Origin of the sequence: Chitinophaga nivalis, assembly GCF_025989125.1 — a bacterium.
Taxonomy (GTDB): Bacteria; Bacteroidota; Bacteroidia; order Chitinophagales; family Chitinophagaceae; genus Chitinophaga; species Chitinophaga nivalis.
On record NZ_JAPDNR010000001.1, the window covers coordinates 388,173 to 405,755 of the forward strand.

Sequence of the window (17,583 nt, forward strand, 5' to 3'; positions counted from 1 at the left end):
TTACCTGCAATCAGGGTACCGGATCATATCCATGCCCACCCCAGGGATGGCATGACAAGATACGTTTAATGGTGAGATAGCCACCTTTGAAGATACCATATTTTTTAAAGGCTTCCAGTCCATACTGGGAACAGGTGGGTGTGTACCGGCATTTACTACCCAGCAACGGGGAAATAAACCATTGATACAGTTTGATCAGTAAAATAAACGGATACCCCAGCCAGCGCACAACACTTTTCATAAGCAACTATTATAATAGTCAGTCTTTCATTTTCAGCCCGGGTTGTGATAGCCGGAAACCTTGACAGTGAAGGCACGGGACTAATCGCTAACCGTTGAAAGCTTTTTTAAAATTACCGAAATTTTATCGTGCAGGGTAGAAAAATCGGCTATTTTTTTATCGGTGTAGATGAGGAAAACCGCGAGTTGACGGGATTGTGCCCGCAGTTGGTCATATAATTCCTGTTTTTGTAACCGCCAGGCTTCACGGCCCAGGCGCTTGATACGGTTACGGTCTGCCGCATGGGGAAAGCGGCGGGCGGTGGCGCTGAAACCTACCTGCACGGGATATTTGTTCACCGGCAATGAATTTACCGGCATATATACAATGCGGTAGGGAAAAACAGAAAACGCTTTTCCTTCACGAAAAAGCGTTTCAATAAGTTTTCTGCTTTTTAACCTTTCTTCCTTTTTAAAAGAATAAGTTTTTATGGCAAATAGTATTTAGCTACTAATTATTTCAGCTTACGTTCGTCAGAAACAGTCAGCTTCTTACGACCTTTTGCTCTACGGGAAGCCAGAACCTTACGGCCGTTAGCTGTTTCCATTCTCTTTCTGAAGCCGTGAACGCTCTTTCTGCGTCTGTTATGCGGTTGAAAAGTACGTTTCATTTCTTTTTTTTGTTTTTACCTGTACTATACTAAGCTCCCGATTAAAGGATACTGTTTTTTAAAACGGAAGGCAAAGGTAGCAGAAATATTTGAAAATTAAAATTAAAATCCAAAATCTTAAATGTAAAAGGTGGAATACAGTGTCCTGTATCCCACCTTTTATATTAAAAGTATTACTTATTTAATGCCTAATTTAGCTTTCACTGGCGCCAGAATATCATCTGCTGCAGGAGAAACCAGTAACATACCGGCAGAGCTGTCAACTACATAGCCATAACCTTTTTCTTTAGCTACGTCTTCAATCGCCTTACGGGCTTTGTCGTAGATTGGTTTCAGCAGTTCCTGCTGTTTAGCCTGTACTTTCTGTTCAGCACCTTCACGGTAGTCCTGGATACGTTTCTGTGCATCCTGGATTTCACGACCTTTGATTTCTTTCATATTCTCGGTCATGCTGGCTGCTTTCTCGTCAAATTCCTTCATTTTTTTAGTGTACTCATCCACCAGGGCCTTTCCATCTCCTTCCAATCCCTGTGCAAAAGTTTGCAGATCAGTTTCTGCTTTTTTAGCCTCCGGCATGCTGGCAACCAGCGCCTGAGCATTGATATGCGCTACTTTGGATTGCGCCATTGCATTCACGCTGAACAAACCTGTAACTGCCACAAAAGCAATAATTACGTACTTCTTCATGATGTTGTCTGTGTTTAAAAAAAATTTAAATACTTATAGTTAAAAAATAGGTGCGTACTTATTTTTTCACGCCCAGGGATCTTAATATTTCTTCGCTTTTATCCAGTTTCGGATCGGAGAATATGACAGTCTGACCAGAGGCCTTATCCAGTACAAAATCATACATTCTGCCAGCTGCCAGCTTCTGTACGGCATTGTAGATTTTATCCTGAATAGGTTTTACCAGTTCTTCTCTCTTCTTAAAGAGATCTCCTTCATAACCAAAACGTTTCTTCTGTAGTTCCTTTGCTTCTTTCTCACGGGCTACAATCTCCTCTTCCCGTTTTCTTTTCAGTTCTTCTGTCAGCATTACCTGCTCCGCCTGATAAGATTTATACATCTTATCTACTTCCTGAAATTTGGCGTCAATTTCTTTCTGCCATTGTTCCGCCACCGCATCCAGTTTCTTCTGAGATTCTTTGTACTCAGGAATACTTTCCAGGATATATTTGGTATCTATCACACAATAGCGCTGCGCACTTGCTGCTCCCGCCATAGTCAACATAATAGCTGCTGTAATAAACAATTTCTTCATGCTACAATAGATTTTTTTTGCGAAACCAAACCATGGTTAAACTTGCAATATATAATTTATTTCCACATTATTCTGGTTCGAAACCGAGCATAAAGGTAAACTTAGCTGCATCTTTCAGACCACCACCGGCTTTCAGACGGTCAAACCCGATACCATAGTCAAACCCGAGCAAACCAAACATCGGCAGGTAGAAACGCATACCGATACCCGCAGAACGGCGCAGGTTAAAGGGATTGAAGTCTTTCATATCGCGGTAACCATTGGCGGCTTCCACAAATGCCAGCCCGAAAATGGTAGAGCTTGGATTCAGACTGAAAGGATAACGCAGCTCCATTACGTATTTGTTAAATACTGTGAAACCTTCGTATCCCTGTGGCTGACCAGACTCAGGATTGTAGCTCGGATCGGAAGTATAGTATACCGGATAACCTCTTTGGGAGATGATATCACGATCGTAGATGGCAAAGTTACTCAGACCATCGCCACCCAGCTCGAAGCGGCCGAAAGGTGATAACCTGGTACGGTTGTTATAACGACCGATATAACCAAATTTAGCAGCTACTTTCAATACGAAGGTTTTATTGTCGCTGCCCATCGGACGGCTCAATGGTACGTACCATTCTGCATTGAAGCGGTATTTCTGGTATTCGATGAATTTAAACTGGTCGGATACACTTTCTTTCGAATAGTCTTTATTCGGACTAAAGAGAGAGTATGGCGGCGTATACTGGGCCGAGAACATAAAGTTGGAACCACTGCGCGGGAAGATCTGCTGATCCACGGAAGAACGCGACAACGTGAGTTTCAGGTTGATGTTATTGGAAGTACCGTTGTCAAAACCGGTAATACCAAAGTAGTTATAGTTCTTCAGCTTATACTGCTGATAGTTGACAGAGTAGATGAGGGTGAAATAGTCATCCGGCCATTTCAGCTGTTTACCGAGGGAAACGGAAGCACCCAATACTTTAAAGTGACCATTGGAAGAAGAGGAAGTATCATATGGTCTGTAATAGTTCTGATAAGCATACGGATTCTGGTAGCTGCTGTAGAAGCTCACAGAAAACTGATTTCTCTTCTTACCACCTAACCAGGGCTCAGTGAAAGAGAAGTTATAGGAGCGGTATGCTTTACCATTGGAAGACACCCTTACGGATAACTTCTGACCATCACCACTTGGTAACGGATCCCAGGTTTCTTTTCTGAAAATATTACGCAGGGAGAAGTTATTGAAGGTTACCCCGAGTGTACCGGTTAAGCCGATATATCCTCCCCAACCGGCAGACAGTTCCAGCTGGTCGTTTGCTTTTTCTTCTACTGTATAGTCAATATCTACCGTACCATCTGCTACGTTCGGCACAGGATTCATCCCGATTTTTTCCGGGTTGAAGAAGCCGAGGTTGGCAATTTCACGGTTGGAACGGATCAGATCCTGGCGGCTGAATTTTTCACCCGGAATGGTGCGCAGCTCACGACGGATAACGTGTTCGTTGGTTTTTTCGTTACCGGCAATCCGCACTTCCTTGATGGTAGCCTGCGGCCCTTCACGCAAACGGATTTCGTAGTCGATGGTGTCGCCACGAATACCGATTTCCACGGGGTCTATCTGGAAGAACAGGTAGCCATAGTCCATGTAGTAGCCACTGATGTCGCCACCTTCCGGAGACATTTGTTTACCCAGTCTTTTTTCCAGCAGTTCCAGGTTATACACATCGCCTCTTTTGATACCGAGTAAACGGGTCAGTACAGAGTCGCTGTAACGGGTGTTGCCTTTCCAGGTGATATCACCGAAGTAGTATTTCTTTCCTTCGGAGATCTGCATATCGATATTCAGGTTTTTGTTCAGGGATTTGTAGGTAGTATCTCTTGTGATAACCGCGTCCCTGTAGCCTTTGGAGTTGTAGTAACCAATGACTTTACCTTTATCTTCAATATATTTTCCTTCGTTGAATTTGGCAGAGCTGAACAGTTTGAACCGGAAGTAAGGGTCCAGTTGTTCCAGTGCCCGTGTAGGCTGGAGGAAACCGTAGGTTTGCCAGAAGTCATCCGGCTGCGCCAGTGAGTCTACATACACATGCTGGTTGTCCGGATGCAGGGTCAAACGGGTACGTTCTTTCGTACCTTTCATACGTTTTTTCAGTTTCGCATCCAGGATATTGTAGTTACCTACGATATGGATATTCTCGATCCTTACTTTGTTCCCTTTATTCACATTAAATACCAGGTTGGTCGCATTTACCTGACTGGTATCTTTTCTTTCTTCAATCTTTATAGTAGCGTTACCATAACCCTTGTCGGCATAGAATTTATGCACAACGCCGATTAAGTTTTGTTTCAGGCTTTGTGTAACCACGCTTCCTTTCCGCAAACCGGCTTTGGTACTAATATCATCTGCTTCGGACTTTTTAATTCCTCTGAAAGTAAAAGAGGCAATCCGGGGCATTTCCAGGAGCCCTATTTCCAGCCAGATCTTATTGTCTTCGATTTTAGTCACATAAATTGTAACGTCTGCAAAGAGTCTTTGGGACCACAGGCTTTGGATAGCCTTGGTAAACTGGTCGCCACCGGGATAGGTCACCTTATCGCCTACACTGAGACCAGATAAGGACAGCAGCAATGATTTATCCAGGTACTGGGTACCAGCAACGGTGATTTCGGCAATTTCGTACTGTTGCGGAGTACCTGTAAACACCGGGGACGCTGCTGGCGGATTGGCTGGCGGTGCGGGAGGCAGTGTATCTTTTTGTTGGGCGGATACACGAATCCCTGCACTGCAACATAATGCTATAGCCAGAAGGCCCTTAGGAAATAATTTCTTCATTCTGCTGAATTTGTTCGCTTGTTTTGCCAAAACGCCGTTCTCTGGTTTGGAAGTTTAAGATGGCTTGGTAAAGATGTTCATTGCGGAAATCCGGCCAACGGGTTTCTGTAAAATACAGTTCCGCATAGGCCAGTTGATATAGTAGGAAATTACTGATTCTGCATTCTCCGCTGGTACGGATCATTAATTCAGGGTCTGGCAAACCGGCTGTACAGAGATATTTCTCCCATACTTCCGGCGTTACATCATCCGGATTGAGGGTTCCTGCTTTTGCATCCAGCGCTATTTTCCGGGCAGCATTCACTATTTCCCATCTGGCACTATAGCTGAGTGCCATGACAAGATTAAGCCCGGTATTATGGCTGGTTAGCGCAATGGCTTCCTCCATTTCCTGCTGGCATTGAGGAGGCAACATTTCCATATCCCCTATTACGCTCAGCCTGATGTTATTTTTAGACAAGGTATTCACCTCCTTCCGGATGGTGTTTACAAGCAATTCCATGATACCATTCACTTCGTAAACCGGGCGATCCCAGTTTTCCGTAGAAAAAGCATATAGCGTCAGATAGCCGATACCCAGTTCTGCACAGGTCTCCACAATATTGCGCACACTTTCTACCCCCTCGTGGTGACCATACAGCCTGTCTTGTCCACGCTCCTTTGCCCAACGGCCGTTCCCATCCATAATAATGGCAATATGTCGCGGTAACCGTTGTAAGTCCAATTTATCCTTCAAGCTCATTTGTGTCAGGCGTATTATAACAGATTATACAGATTTACTAAAAGGGTGCAAAGATACAAAAATAGATTAATGGCTTTTTTAGCAAAGCCCGGGATGGTCTTTTAACGTAGTTTTAACAGCGAATTCAGTACCAGCGGGACTTTACACAAACTGGGAGAGATTTACAACCTGTTGGCAGGTATAGAATGCCTACCCGTAGAAAGTAATCCAAAAGTAAATCAAAATTTACAGCGATAGGCAGTAAAAAGAAAACTAATTGTTAACTCAATGGTAATATATTGGTCCTTGTCGCGGCTGTTGCCCCGCTGACGCCCGGCTACCCCTAGCGGAGTGCCCGTTGCGCCGGACCGGTCCTGTAATCTGGCAGCTACTGTAGGCTGGCCATTAGGTAAGGGAGGAAATGCGGCTATGCCGGCGTAGGTAGTACTCACATCGTCCAGATAATCCGTTTGTGTGAAACGATAAAGCGCTTCCAGCCCGATATTCATCGTTTTGGAGAGATTATATTTAAATCCGCCGCCAATCACCCAGGCGTAGGCTACCTTGCCATAAGGCTTCCGTTCGGGATAGAGCGCGGTGCCCTGCCCTTCTGTACGCATGGGTTGCAGGTAGTATTTTTGCCCATCAAGATAGGTATATGGATTAAATGTAAAAATACTGGCGCCTCCGGTCAGGTAAGGTGAAAAACGGTAGTCGAGCGACCCCGGTTCGAACCGGAAAAAGCTAAAATCGCCTTGCAGGGCCAGTTCCCACAGATTGGTATTAAAACTTAAATTACGGCGTTTCTGAAATTCATTTTTGTTATAGGTGTCGGAGTATCCCAACTGCATAAACCTTCCATGTGCCCGGATACCGACATAATCGTTCATGTATTTCCGGTAGTATATCCCAACGGCAGGTTTCAGGGTATTTAATGCGCCCCGGGTGTTCAGATCCCCGAAATACTGCGCTGCGCCAACAGAAAATCCCAGTTCCCCTACATATTCCAGTTCATTCTGTGCGGTGGCTTTGCCTGCAAACAGGCACCCTGCCATCAGCAACAGGGATACAACGATGTATTTAGGATATAAAATAGGTTTCAGCATAAATCAGTTCTACTTAAACGCAAAAATGCCGGATTTATTTAATGTATGGCTGATCATTATGCTAACAGATAAACGTTCACACGGCACTCAGGGCATAATTAATTTAAGAATCAGCAGGCAATATATTTATAAATGTAGCAATATACTTAAACAAAATCTATATTTTGATGCTATTTCTGGCATCTATTCCCCACAGCAGCTTATTACGCAGGGTATGCAGGAAGTTACTGTCGTCCAGCCGGAGTAAGCTCAGTTTAAAGTCTTCTTTTTTAATGGCCAGCTGCACAGTGCTGTCAATGGTTTCCATACGGCTGTCCATAGTGCATAGAAACTGGTCGCTGCGCCCTTCCACTTCAAAAGAAATGACACTGTCGTTGGGCACTATAATAGGCCGTACATTGAGGTTATGCGGGGCTACCGGTGTGATTACAAAGTTACCTGCATCAGGGAATACAATAGGTCCGCCACAGCTGAGGGAATAACCGGTAGATCCGGTAGGCGTGGATACAATCAGGCCATCGGCCCAGTAAGTATTCAGGAATTCACCATTCAGGTAGGTATGAATTTTTACCATCGCAGAAGTATCTTTCTTGTGGATGGTAAACTCATTTAAGGCATAAGGCACTTCTCCAAAAAGCGGGATATTGGCATCGAGATGCAACAAGGAGCGCTGATCTACTACGTAGGTGCGGTTAAGTATGGCCTGTACCAGGTCGTGAATCTCATCTTTACCAATACTGGCCAGAAATCCCAGCCGGCCGAAGTTGATGCCCACCACCGGTATATTGGTATCTCTTACATAACACACCGTATCCAGCAGTGTACCATCTCCTCCGAGACTGATCAGAAAGTCTATTCTTCCTGGTAGGTCTTCTGCTTTGGAAAACAAGGCAGGTACTTCCTCAAAAGGAATATGTAGCTGTAATGTCTGGTAAAAAGGCTCATAAATGATTGCCTCTATTTCGGCCCGCTGCAGTTCATCCAGCAATAAGCGGATGTTTGCAATATCTTCTGTAATAAATCCCCTGCTATAGAGTGCAACCTGCATTCTGTCTGGCTTTTGCTTTTAATAATCAAGGACTATGTTTGCCTGTTGTGCAGGCAAAAGCGATCAGGTACTGAAAGCCGGTTGCCCAAAGCTCACATATCCACGCTCGTGTGCAAAAATAGTCCTTTTTGCCCTAACTGATTAATGCTATACTCTATACGTAAGCAGGTATCATAGAAGGAAACGATATCAATCCCCACCCCGCCTGTGTAGAGCATATGATTATTCAGGAAACCGTTGCCGGGGAACTTACTGTACGCATAACCCGCATCGGCATAGGTTTTGGCAAAAATACGAATCGGTACCATATTAAATTTTTTAGGTACCAATGGTAATTTTAGTTTAATAGATAACAGTTCCTGGCGGAGTGTAGATTTCAGGATCAGGAAACTGGTACCGTCTACCACGTAATATTCCAGGCCACGCAGGTAGTCATCTGAATAACCCAGCGCCTGTTGGTTCATATAGGGTTGCTCATCCGAAAATTTAGCCTGGCTCCGTATTCCCAGTGCCCCAAAGGTTTTAGGTCGCAGCTGCCAGTATTTGACCATGTTCAGGCGAAACCGTACATCGTCGATATCGCTGAGCGGGCCAATGCCTCTCTTCGCCGCTTCCGCTGTCAGACTGAAACCCTTGAGCGGATATACCCAGCTATCCGCCTTGATGTAGGTAAGCCGGTAGATAAGATCTACAAAACGTACACTCGTTCTACCTTTTCCCAGATAATTGGGATTGATAAGGGCCACTGAATCGGCTACTTTTTCGTAGTTATAATTCAGGAAAACCTGGTGCCGCGTATTGATGGCTTTCCGGTAGCTGTAATTCACCCCGATGGTATACACCTGCCGAACAAAATTATCCTGCCTGAAAAAGCGTTGTTTGTTGTCGCTGGTACTATCATTCACTTCCCTGTTACGGCTATACGAAAAGAGCACACCCAATCCGTGGCGGTAATGTTTATCGATATAAGGCAGGTTATACTGGAAAGCTACCCGCTGGGTATACCCGAACTGCAGGGTGGCATTGAGGGCATCGTTACGGCCAGTCAGGTTTTCCTGTATGCCGCGTACCCCGATGTTGACCCGGCTCAGGCTATGTTTTTTTTCTACCCACCACTGGTTGAAGTTTCTGTCGGCCAGTTTAAAAATGGGAAAAGCAAAGGTGTACCAGCGTTCCCACACTTCAAATACCAGGTCGGCTTCATTGCCGGTCCAGTTTTTAATGTTGGCGGTTACGTTCAGGAAAAGGGAGGTATTGATCAGTTGTTTACGACGTTCTTCGAGGGTTTCGGCCAGATCTTTCAGCAAGATGGTATCTCCGGGGGTTGTACTTATTTCCCGCTGGATAACGGAGGTGCGGGTCTTTTTATTTCCGGTTACTATAATGTTGCGTACCACCAGGTAGTTGGTATCGTTTGCTGCTACCGGGTGTTGAAACGCCGGTGCCGCATGATCCCGGGCAGCTGCAGGCAGGTGGCACGTGAACAGGTATAACAAACCCAACAAATAGTAACAGCATTTCAGCATGTAGGCGATGTAATATTAATAAGTAACGATCCGGTGAAGGATGACGGGTTTCCTATTACAAATTACGCATTGTGGTGCAGATATTCGCGAACATCATCCGCCAAAATCCACTCCACAATGCGTAATCTGAAATTCGTAATACTATTTTACATGCCGATATAATTCATCAGCAGATCATAATTTTTCTTTAATAACTCTTCTTCCGGTTCTTCTGCAAATACGTATTTGATAACGTAATTAAATCGTTCAAAAGTGAGAATCAGCGGGTGCAGTTCCTGTCTGTTGGTTTTCAATACTACTTCCAGCTTTCCGGTGGCGGGGTTGGTCATGGTATTTACGCTCAGGAGGTTTACATCATTGGATTCAGCGATCCGGGCAATTTCACTCAGGCTGTAATCACGCGGATCTACTTCAAAGCTGATAATACCACCTGGTTCCTTCACGCCGTTATATTTGGCCAGGGCAGCCAGCAGATTGTCTTTGGTAATAATCCCCAGGTATTCATTTTCCCGGGTAATTACCGGCAGTGCCGATAATTTAAAATCGTAAAATAATTTAAGTGCTTCAAAGAGGTGTGCATATTCCATGATAGCGGGACGGGTACCGCTATATTCCATTGATTCCAATGGCACATCCGAATCTTCCAGATCCAGGATATCATCTTCCTCCACCAATGCCAGATACTTGCTTTCCACTACCATGGGTAGTTGCGTCAGATGATATTCATTCATCAGCCGCAGCGCCCTGGCACCTGTATCTGACGGATGCAGAATGGGTACTGTTGTTATGAGTTCTCTGGCGACCATAATTGTATATTCTTATACAATAATAGGAAAGAATATGCCAACAGAAAAAGAAATTACTGCACTGCAACACGACTGCGTCTTTATCAGTAGCAGCAGTGGGTATTCCGGTACAATAGCCTGGTTAACTGATAGCAGGTTACACTTTCAGTTTCTCTATAAAGGCGTGCAGGATTTTGTTGAATTCCTCGGGTACCTCCATCATAGGTGCGTGACCGCATTTATCAATAAACTGCAGTTCAGAGTTAGGTATCAGTTTCTGGAACTCTTCCCCTACCATCGGTGGTGTAACGGTATCGTTATTCCCCCAGATTAATAAGGTGGGTTGTTTGATATCTTTCAGCTCATCGCCCAGATTATGGCGGATGGCAGATTTTGCCAGGGTGATAATTTTGATCACTTTCAGGCGGTTGTTTACGATCTCAAACATCTCGTCTACGAGTTCTTTGGTAGCGACTTTAGGATCGTAGAAAGTAAGTTCTGCCTTCTTACGGATATATTCATAGTCACCGCGCTTAGGATAGGTTTCACCCATTCCGTTTTCAAATAAACCTGAACTGCCGGTGAGTACCAGCGATTTAATAGGTGCTTCCGGATGTTTCAGCAGGTAAACCAACGCTACATGCCCTCCAAGTGAATTACCCAGCAGGTGTACATTCGTATAGCCGCGGGCTTCAATAAATTTGTGCACGAACTTGGCCAAACCACTTACTGATGTTTCCAGGATGTTTAAATCATACAGGGGCAACATCGGAATCACAACCTTGTTATACTGCCGGAAATATTCGACCATGTGCGTGAAATTACTCAAGGCGCCAAAAAGTCCATGCAATAATACCAGTGGTTCTCCTTCTCCTTCTTCTATGAAATTAAACTTACCCTGTGTTTTGATTTCGTAATCCATTGCCAAATCTTGAAAGTCAATTTTATGCTAAAATAATTCTTTTTATTAATCTAAATAATCTTTGAAGCCGGCTCACCGGGTTGAATATGCTGCGCTGCATTCTCAAAGAAAGCCTGTAACTGGGCAAAGATATCCTTAAAAACAGGTATCCAGTTCCCGATATGGGTCAGTACCCAGGGGCCAATATGCTCAATATAGGGATACACTACAGATTGTAGTTTGGTTTCAGGACCCAGCAAATAAACCTGGTTGGCCATCCACAGTAACACACTGTAAAAGATAATAAATATCAGGCTATATAATACGATCCCCCCCAATTTATTCAACCAGCCCAACATGGCTAATTCCACCAGTTTCTGCAAAGCTCCCGCTCCCAGTCTGACCAGTAATATTACTCCCAGAAATAAACAAACGAAGCATAAAACGGGCAGCCAGCGGGATTGTATATCCCAGTGCTGCTGCACATACAAAGCGGTAACGGCTGTTAGTTTAAGTGCTGCCGATAGTCCCAGTGTGGCAGCTATCAGCGAAAATACGGCCACTATCAGTCCCCGTGTAAATCCTTTGTAAATGGCAAACACCATGATAATGGCAAAAATAATGTCTATAGACATAATAGAAATATAGGGATTTTCCTACCGGAAATTACCGCAGGGCTGCAACTATGCCACTGTGAAAGTTATGATGACGCAATAAGAAAATCCCGGTATATTATTTCAATAATTCCTTTACCATAGCGGAAATAGCCTTTCCGTCCGTTTTACCCGCCAGTTGTTTGGTAGCTACGCCCATTACTTTCCCCATATCAGCGGGAGAGCTGGCGCCTACTTCCGCAATAATACCGGTAAGGGCTGTACGTAATTCCGCTTCGCTCATCTGCTGTGGCAGAAACTGTTCAATAATCGCCAGTTCTTCCTCTTCTTTCACTGCCAGGTCTTCCCTGTTCTGCTGACGGAAGATCTCCAGAGAGTCTTTTCTTTGTTTGGCCAGCTTCTGTAATAATTTGGACTCATCTGCCTCTGTGAGCTCACCATTACCGCCTTCTGCTGTCTTAGCCAGCAAAATAGCTGCTTTGATGGCACGAAGTGCGCGCAGTTCTGCTTCTTTCTTACCCAACATGGCCGCCTTAATGGCTGCGTTAATATCTAATTCTAATGACATGGTATGGTTAGATTTAATGGATTATTTTCCTTCTGCTTCCTGTTTTTCCTGGAATTTCTTCAGAAAGCTTTTGGCAAAAACACGGATATCGTCTGCCTGATCTTTATAAGGAGTGGCCCGGCTATAGGTATCTGCCATGGTCATCATGGTCTGGAAAAAGAAATCGGCCATTTCATCCACCATCATATCCTTTGTCCACAAATCGATACGCAGCGCTGCTTTTTCGGCACTATCCCAGAAGGATACCATCATCCCTTTGGCTTTGATCATCCGTTCTTCCTTATTATCTGTAGCGCTCCATTCAATCGTCTCGGGCACTTTATTATCGTCCAGACCCACTTGGATCTTTATGGTAGATGTTTTACTCATGATTATATATTAAAGCGCAAAAATAGCCATCTTTCGTTATTTTCAGGATTCCGGGGTAAAGGGATTCAAATTAAATCTCTGCAAACCAGCTCCTATCCCCCTGTCAACAAGGTCCCAATCTCTCCAGCAGCCTGCTCCCAGCCTTCTGCAGGCATTACCGGTGGTATTTTCGCCAGCAGGCGGCTCCGCAGCTGCTCATCTTTATATAATAAGCTCATTTTTTCAGCGAGGTCATCCAGGTTGGCCGGATCGGTATATAATACGGCCTCTCCCCCAGCTTCTCTCACAGCAGCCCCATCCAGGGCAATCACCGGCACCTGACAGCGCCCCGCGGCATATACGGCCAAGGGTAAGCCATCCAACCGGGCAGTATACACCAGTGCATAGGCCGCTCCCGTCAGCCGGGCGAGGGTAGATTCGTCCAAATGCTCCAGCCACACTACATCCTGGCGGAACTTATAGCTTTGCAAAGCGGTGGCAATGTCGGCCCCAGCCTCCGTGAGGCTGCCAGCCAATACCAGCCTGATGTTGGAGCGTTGCCGTCTTTTCAGGGCAGAAAATGCCTTTAGTACCGGAATGATATTATTCCGTGGATGCAGGCTACCCGCTACCAGGAAATATTCTGCACTCCCCGTAAACTCCCTTTTCACGGCCTCCCGGCTTTCCCATTCCAGCGGCTGATATAACGGGCTTACTCCTGGAGTCACCCGTACTATTTTATCTTTTATGGCTGGCGCATGCCGGCTTAGCTCCTCTTTCACGGTATCTGATAATACCACGATACGGCTGGCCCGCGCCAGGTATTTATCCAGGTTCTTTTTTAATCTCCGCTGCTGCAAAACCGGCTGTAGTCCGGCATCCCGCAGGAAAGAAAGGTCCCGGAGCAGGATAATGCCAGGAATTTTGCTCCGCAGCGGCAATGTACCATCCAAGCCAATCATCAGATCAGGCCGGTAAGCTTTCATCGCCCGGGGCAACTGCCACTCCAGCCACCAGTAAAGGTGCCAGGGCTTTTCTCCCTTCAATGGCACTACTACCGTAGTCACATTGGCCGGGAAATTAAGTCCGGCAGGAATATCTCCATCAAAAAAACAGATGAATTGATGTGCAGGCTGCTGCCGGCACATGGCTAAAATTATTTCAGTAGCCACCCGCCCGGTATCAGCAGGCATATCCTGTCTTAAACAAGCAGCAATAACAGCAATTTGCATAATCGAATCCTTTGCCAGCCTGCAAACCTACATAATTTTCACCTTTACACCGGTGGATTTTACCTTTCCCGGCTTCCGGCTGCTACTGATTTGACTTATTGGTAATATAAAATATATGTGGGGTCGAGACATTGGCGGTATTTCCCAGTGAAGCCAGGCCCAATGTGACCATATAGGTTTTTACCCCCCTGAGATGGCGCAAGGTCACCCGAAACGTACCGGTATGTGCATCCGGCACGGCCTCCTGTGGCAACGGTATATTATTAATCTCAGACACTACGTTTAAACTAACGGCTACCCCTTTCTCCGGTAACCGGGAAGTGATATTCACCGTAAAAGTATAGGTACTGTCCAGCGCGATATTATATTTTCCTTCCTGAATCTCCGGTAACTCAAACCGCAGCCCCTCCTCTTCCACCGTATTAACCGGTGCAGGGGCGTCCTTTTTTTTGCAGGCAGAAAAAGACAATAAAGAAAAGGTCAGGATGATTGGCAAGCAGGTTTTCAATAACATAATCTCCATATGTTGGCATGTGAAATTATATTTTTTTTACATACAAATCAAATTTTACTTCTCACATCCAGGGCATCCCGCAATCCGTTCCCCAGCAGGTTAAAAGCCAGTACCAGCAACATAATGGCAGTCCCTGGCGCCAATGCCAGCAATGGATTATGGGTAATAATGAAGTTATAGTTCTCTTTGATCATCAGGCCCCAGGAAGGCTGCGGTGGCTGCACGCCTACCCCCAGAAAGCTGAGCCCTGCCTCTACCACAATGGCCGTAGCAAAATTACCGGCAGCTACCACCATCACGGGTCCCATAATGTTGGGCAACATATGCCGGAAAATGATACGCAGGTGCCCATAACCCAATGCGCGGGCAGCTTCTACAAACTCCAACTCCCGCAGGGAGAGTATCTGGCCGCGGATAATCCGGGCAACGCCTACCCACATGGTGAGCCCCACAGCAATGAATACCTGCCAGAAACCTTTTCCCAATGCCAGCGTAAGGGCAAATACCAGCAGCAGGGCGGGCATCGCCCATATTACATTCACCAGCCACATCACCAGATCGTCTGTACGACCGCGAAAGTAGCCGGCCAGTGCCCCCAGCAACACACCGATACTAAGTGATATAATTACGGCAATACACCCCACTCCCAGACTCACCCGGGTACCTACCAGCAACCGACTCAGGATATCCCGGCCGAATTTATCGGTACCGAGCCAGTAAGTACAGGAAAAAATACGTTCCCGGCTGATCAGCTGCTGTAATTCACTGGCCGGCAGCGGCGCCGATGGCGGCTCTCCATACCAGATCTGTACCAGGGACAAGGTTTCTTCCCGCGTGGTAGATTCATCCACATAACGTTGTATCACCAGTACACTATCCCGGAACGCCCAGGAACGTACAGGCGTCCACGTTACATCTGATTCGCGACCATATAATAACTGATGGAAAAAAGAGACCGGCGTCACCGGCTGCGTTTTTTTCATGGCCAGCATGTGTACCCTGAATCCGGGATGCTGCCCTTCTACTTCCAGTACCATCCGGTTGGCATCCGGCGTATGATCCGGCGCTATCAGATAGGCGGTTAGCGCCACAATCACTGACAAGGCAATGACCAGCAGTCCGGCTACCGCGCCTTTATTACGGCGGAGCCGTTTCCATGATGATGTAAAATCCGACAAATCCTGACTATTTATTTTACCTGGCGGCCCTTCCATTGATAACTGCCAAACTTGCCCAGCCAGCCGGCTATTACAATATAAGGAATATGAAATAACTGGCCGGGAATAAACCACACGAGCAGCTCTGTTTTATTGAAAAAACGAGCTACCGGCAACAGGAAATAAAGCTCCACTGTTACTTTAAACAACAGCAGAATCAGGAACCACGGCCACCATACCGGCAGGAATAAGGCAATGGCGCCCATTATCAGTAAACCGGCATTAAACAGATATACCAGGAATAATACCCAGGTAATCCTTTTATCTTCATATTTATCAGCTTTGGAAGACCAGCGGATACGCTGGTTCATGAAGTCTCTCAGGGTATCCACAGGTAAAGTGCGTACGATAGCGTCTTCACTTTTCAGGTACATCACACCATCCGGATAAGCGCTATAGATCTTGTACATCAGCAACATATCATCGCCGGAAGCGATATTGTCGATACCGGTAAATCCGCCCACTTCATAAAAAGCTTTCTTTTCATACGCCAGGTTAGCGCCATTGCACATGGTACCGGCGGCCAGTTCGGCTGCCGCAGCGGTGATCCCCTGCATCGTCATAAAATCCAGCGACTGCAGCTTTTTGAAGAAGTTGAATTCTTTATAAAAACATACCGGTGCCGCAATAAACCGCGGACGATATTGCTCATAACATTGCACCATGGTTTCTATCCAGCGGGGCGACATCACGCAATCCGCGTCGGTGGTAACAATGAGATCGCCGGCAGCCCGCCCGATGGCCATTTCTATGGCCCGTTTTTTATAGGAGTTGAGCCGCTGCGTGATATCCAGGTGATCAGATAAACGCAACAGGTGGATATTGGCCGCTTTACAACGCTGCACGACAGCAGCGGTATCATCTGTAGAAAAATCGTCTATGATAATGATCTCCAGCAGCGTAGTCGTATAAGTCTGGTGTTGCAGCGCATCCAGTAAAGCCGGCAGATTATCGGCTTCGTTCCGCGCCGGAATAATGACCGTAACCTTAGTGTGACCAGGCTGCGGCGATACCGGATGAAACTTTTTCAAACGCTTCCAGCCGAGACTATACCACAATATCAGTACGCCATAGCCCAACGCCAATCCAATCAATATTATCAAAAAAAAGTGCATGCAGGATCAAAGATTTGATTTGATGATAAAGCCCAGCTGTACGGATATCAGCTGGTGCCCCTTCTCCAGTACCAGCATTTTGTGTGGAAACGTTCCATCGGCAAAACGGGTACCCAGTACAGGAGGAATAACGCGGTCATACTTCCCGAATATCAGGAGTGTTAAAACGTTATAACGGGCTAATAATTGTTTACAATGTTTTTTATCCGGCATCATTCTCCGCATATTCGTCCACACGCTGTAAACCAGTTCCCGCTTGGCGGTTTCATTCATCCGGTGCAGGGCGAACTTGTAGATGCTTTGATTAATCAACCCCAGCTTACGCCAGGTGTGCAGTAAGGTGAAAAATATACGGGGATGATAGGTATTGTATTTAAAGAGCCGGTTACCGATACTTGTTTGTGTCACAAACATATGCCAGGGGTTATTCCGCAAACCATCTGCCGCCAGCATAATGAGCCCGTCTATCCGGCCGGCCATCGTTTCCAGCAGGCAAAGCGCCAGCCGCCCTCCCATGCTGTACCCCAGTAAAGTAAACCGTTCTTTTCCTTCCTGCTCCAATATTGTCTGTACAATCGCCGTCAGGTCTGCTTTTTCAAACGCCCGCGCTTCTTCCCAACGGGTGCTGCCATGCAGTGGCATGTCCAGTGCAATCAGGGTAAAGACATCTCCCAGTCCGGCTACCAGCGGATGAAAGTGGGCCGCACTTTCCCCGAAGCCATGTAAACATATCATGAGCTGTGTACCGGTACCTTCACGGGTTCCGTGAAAGCGGCTTTTCAGGTATGGCAGGTAGAAATCAGACATAAAGGGGAACAATAATAACAAAAAATAATTATGAATCAGGGATAAAAGCCGGATACTGATATGGGTTGCGGGATAAATTCAAGATGTTAAAACTTCCCGGACACTGCACGTT

At 46.0% G+C, this 17,583-nt stretch carries 20 protein-coding genes; all 20 read right to left on the reverse strand.

Annotated features, from left to right (window positions below; genetic code table 11):
• Nucleotides 1-10: 10 nt before the first annotated feature.
• A complete protein-coding gene (yidD, locus tag OL444_RS01575) occupies nt 11-241 on the reverse strand; it encodes a membrane protein insertion efficiency factor YidD (RefSeq protein WP_264735001.1) in 231 nt (76 codons plus the stop codon).
• Nucleotides 242-321: 80 nt separating this feature from the next.
• Complete coding sequence (locus OL444_RS01580; RefSeq protein WP_371879035.1) at nt 322-723, reverse strand: ribonuclease P protein component; 402 nt, start codon at nt 721-723, stop codon at nt 322-324.
• Between the two features lie 11 nt (nt 724-734).
• Nucleotides 735-890, reverse strand: coding sequence for a 50S ribosomal protein L34 (rpmH, locus tag OL444_RS01585; protein WP_012788729.1), 156 nt, complete (start codon nt 888-890; stop codon nt 735-737).
• A gap of 177 nt (nt 891-1,067) precedes the next feature.
• A complete protein-coding gene (locus OL444_RS01590; RefSeq protein WP_264734999.1) occupies nt 1,068-1,577 on the reverse strand; it encodes an OmpH/Skp family outer membrane protein in 510 nt (169 codons plus the stop codon).
• 58 nt (nt 1,578-1,635) lie between these two features.
• Entirely contained in the window at nt 1,636-2,151 is a 516-nt protein-coding gene (locus OL444_RS01595) for an OmpH/Skp family outer membrane protein (RefSeq protein WP_264734998.1), read from the reverse strand.
• A 67-nt stretch (nt 2,152-2,218) separates the two neighbouring features.
• Entirely contained in the window at nt 2,219-4,969 is a 2,751-nt protein-coding gene (locus OL444_RS01600; protein ID WP_264734997.1) for a BamA/OMP85 family outer membrane protein, read from the reverse strand.
• Entirely contained in the window at nt 4,950-5,711 is a 762-nt protein-coding gene (uppS, locus tag OL444_RS01605; protein ID WP_264734996.1) for an undecaprenyl pyrophosphate synthase, read from the reverse strand. The genes OL444_RS01600 and uppS overlap by 20 nt, the downstream gene beginning before the upstream one ends.
• A gap of 218 nt (nt 5,712-5,929) precedes the next feature.
• Nucleotides 5,930-6,796, reverse strand: a complete 867-nt coding sequence (gene porG / locus OL444_RS01610) for a type IX secretion system protein PorG (RefSeq protein ID WP_264734995.1) — start codon at nt 6,794-6,796, stop codon at nt 5,930-5,932.
• A gap of 157 nt (nt 6,797-6,953) precedes the next feature.
• Nucleotides 6,954-7,844, reverse strand: coding sequence for an NAD kinase (locus OL444_RS01615; protein WP_264734994.1), 891 nt, complete (start codon nt 7,842-7,844; stop codon nt 6,954-6,956).
• A gap of 92 nt (nt 7,845-7,936) precedes the next feature.
• Nucleotides 7,937-9,370 carry a POTRA domain-containing protein gene (locus OL444_RS01620; RefSeq protein ID WP_264734993.1) on the reverse strand — a complete coding sequence of 478 codons (1,434 nt, stop codon included), beginning with the start codon at nt 9,368-9,370 and terminating at the stop codon, nt 7,937-7,939.
• 146 nt (nt 9,371-9,516) lie between these two features.
• The gene (locus OL444_RS01625) at nt 9,517-10,176 is read right to left on the reverse strand and encodes a CBS domain-containing protein (protein WP_264734992.1); all 660 of its coding nucleotides are present in this window, start codon (nt 10,174-10,176) and stop codon (nt 9,517-9,519) included.
• A 136-nt stretch (nt 10,177-10,312) separates the two neighbouring features.
• Nucleotides 10,313-11,077, reverse strand: a complete 765-nt coding sequence (locus OL444_RS01630) for an alpha/beta fold hydrolase (RefSeq protein WP_264734991.1) — start codon at nt 11,075-11,077, stop codon at nt 10,313-10,315.
• 50 nt (nt 11,078-11,127) lie between these two features.
• Nucleotides 11,128-11,691: a CvpA family protein gene (locus OL444_RS01635; RefSeq protein ID WP_264734990.1), complete on the reverse strand. Its 564-nt coding sequence runs from the start codon at nt 11,689-11,691 to the stop codon at nt 11,128-11,130.
• Between the two features lie 97 nt (nt 11,692-11,788).
• Complete coding sequence (locus OL444_RS01640) at nt 11,789-12,238, reverse strand: GatB/YqeY domain-containing protein (protein WP_264734989.1); 450 nt, start codon at nt 12,236-12,238, stop codon at nt 11,789-11,791.
• A 21-nt stretch (nt 12,239-12,259) separates the two neighbouring features.
• The gene (gene gldC, locus OL444_RS01645) at nt 12,260-12,607 is read right to left on the reverse strand and encodes a gliding motility protein GldC (protein ID WP_264734988.1); all 348 of its coding nucleotides are present in this window, start codon (nt 12,605-12,607) and stop codon (nt 12,260-12,262) included.
• A 92-nt stretch (nt 12,608-12,699) separates the two neighbouring features.
• A complete protein-coding gene (locus OL444_RS01650) occupies nt 12,700-13,818 on the reverse strand; it encodes a glycosyltransferase family 4 protein (RefSeq protein WP_264734987.1) in 1,119 nt (372 codons plus the stop codon).
• An 82-nt stretch (nt 13,819-13,900) separates the two neighbouring features.
• A complete protein-coding gene (locus tag OL444_RS01655) occupies nt 13,901-14,341 on the reverse strand; it encodes an Ig-like domain-containing protein (protein WP_264734986.1) in 441 nt (146 codons plus the stop codon).
• A gap of 38 nt (nt 14,342-14,379) precedes the next feature.
• Entirely contained in the window at nt 14,380-15,510 is a 1,131-nt protein-coding gene (locus tag OL444_RS01660) for an ABC transporter permease (RefSeq protein ID WP_264734985.1), read from the reverse strand.
• An 11-nt stretch (nt 15,511-15,521) separates the two neighbouring features.
• Nucleotides 15,522-16,664 (reverse strand): glycosyltransferase, encoded by a 1,143-nt coding sequence (locus tag OL444_RS01665; RefSeq protein ID WP_264734984.1) that lies wholly within the window; start codon nt 16,662-16,664, stop codon nt 15,522-15,524.
• A gap of 6 nt (nt 16,665-16,670) precedes the next feature.
• The gene (locus OL444_RS01670; protein WP_264734983.1) at nt 16,671-17,471 is read right to left on the reverse strand and encodes an alpha/beta fold hydrolase; all 801 of its coding nucleotides are present in this window, start codon (nt 17,469-17,471) and stop codon (nt 16,671-16,673) included.
• Nucleotides 17,472-17,583: the final 112 nt, after the last annotated feature.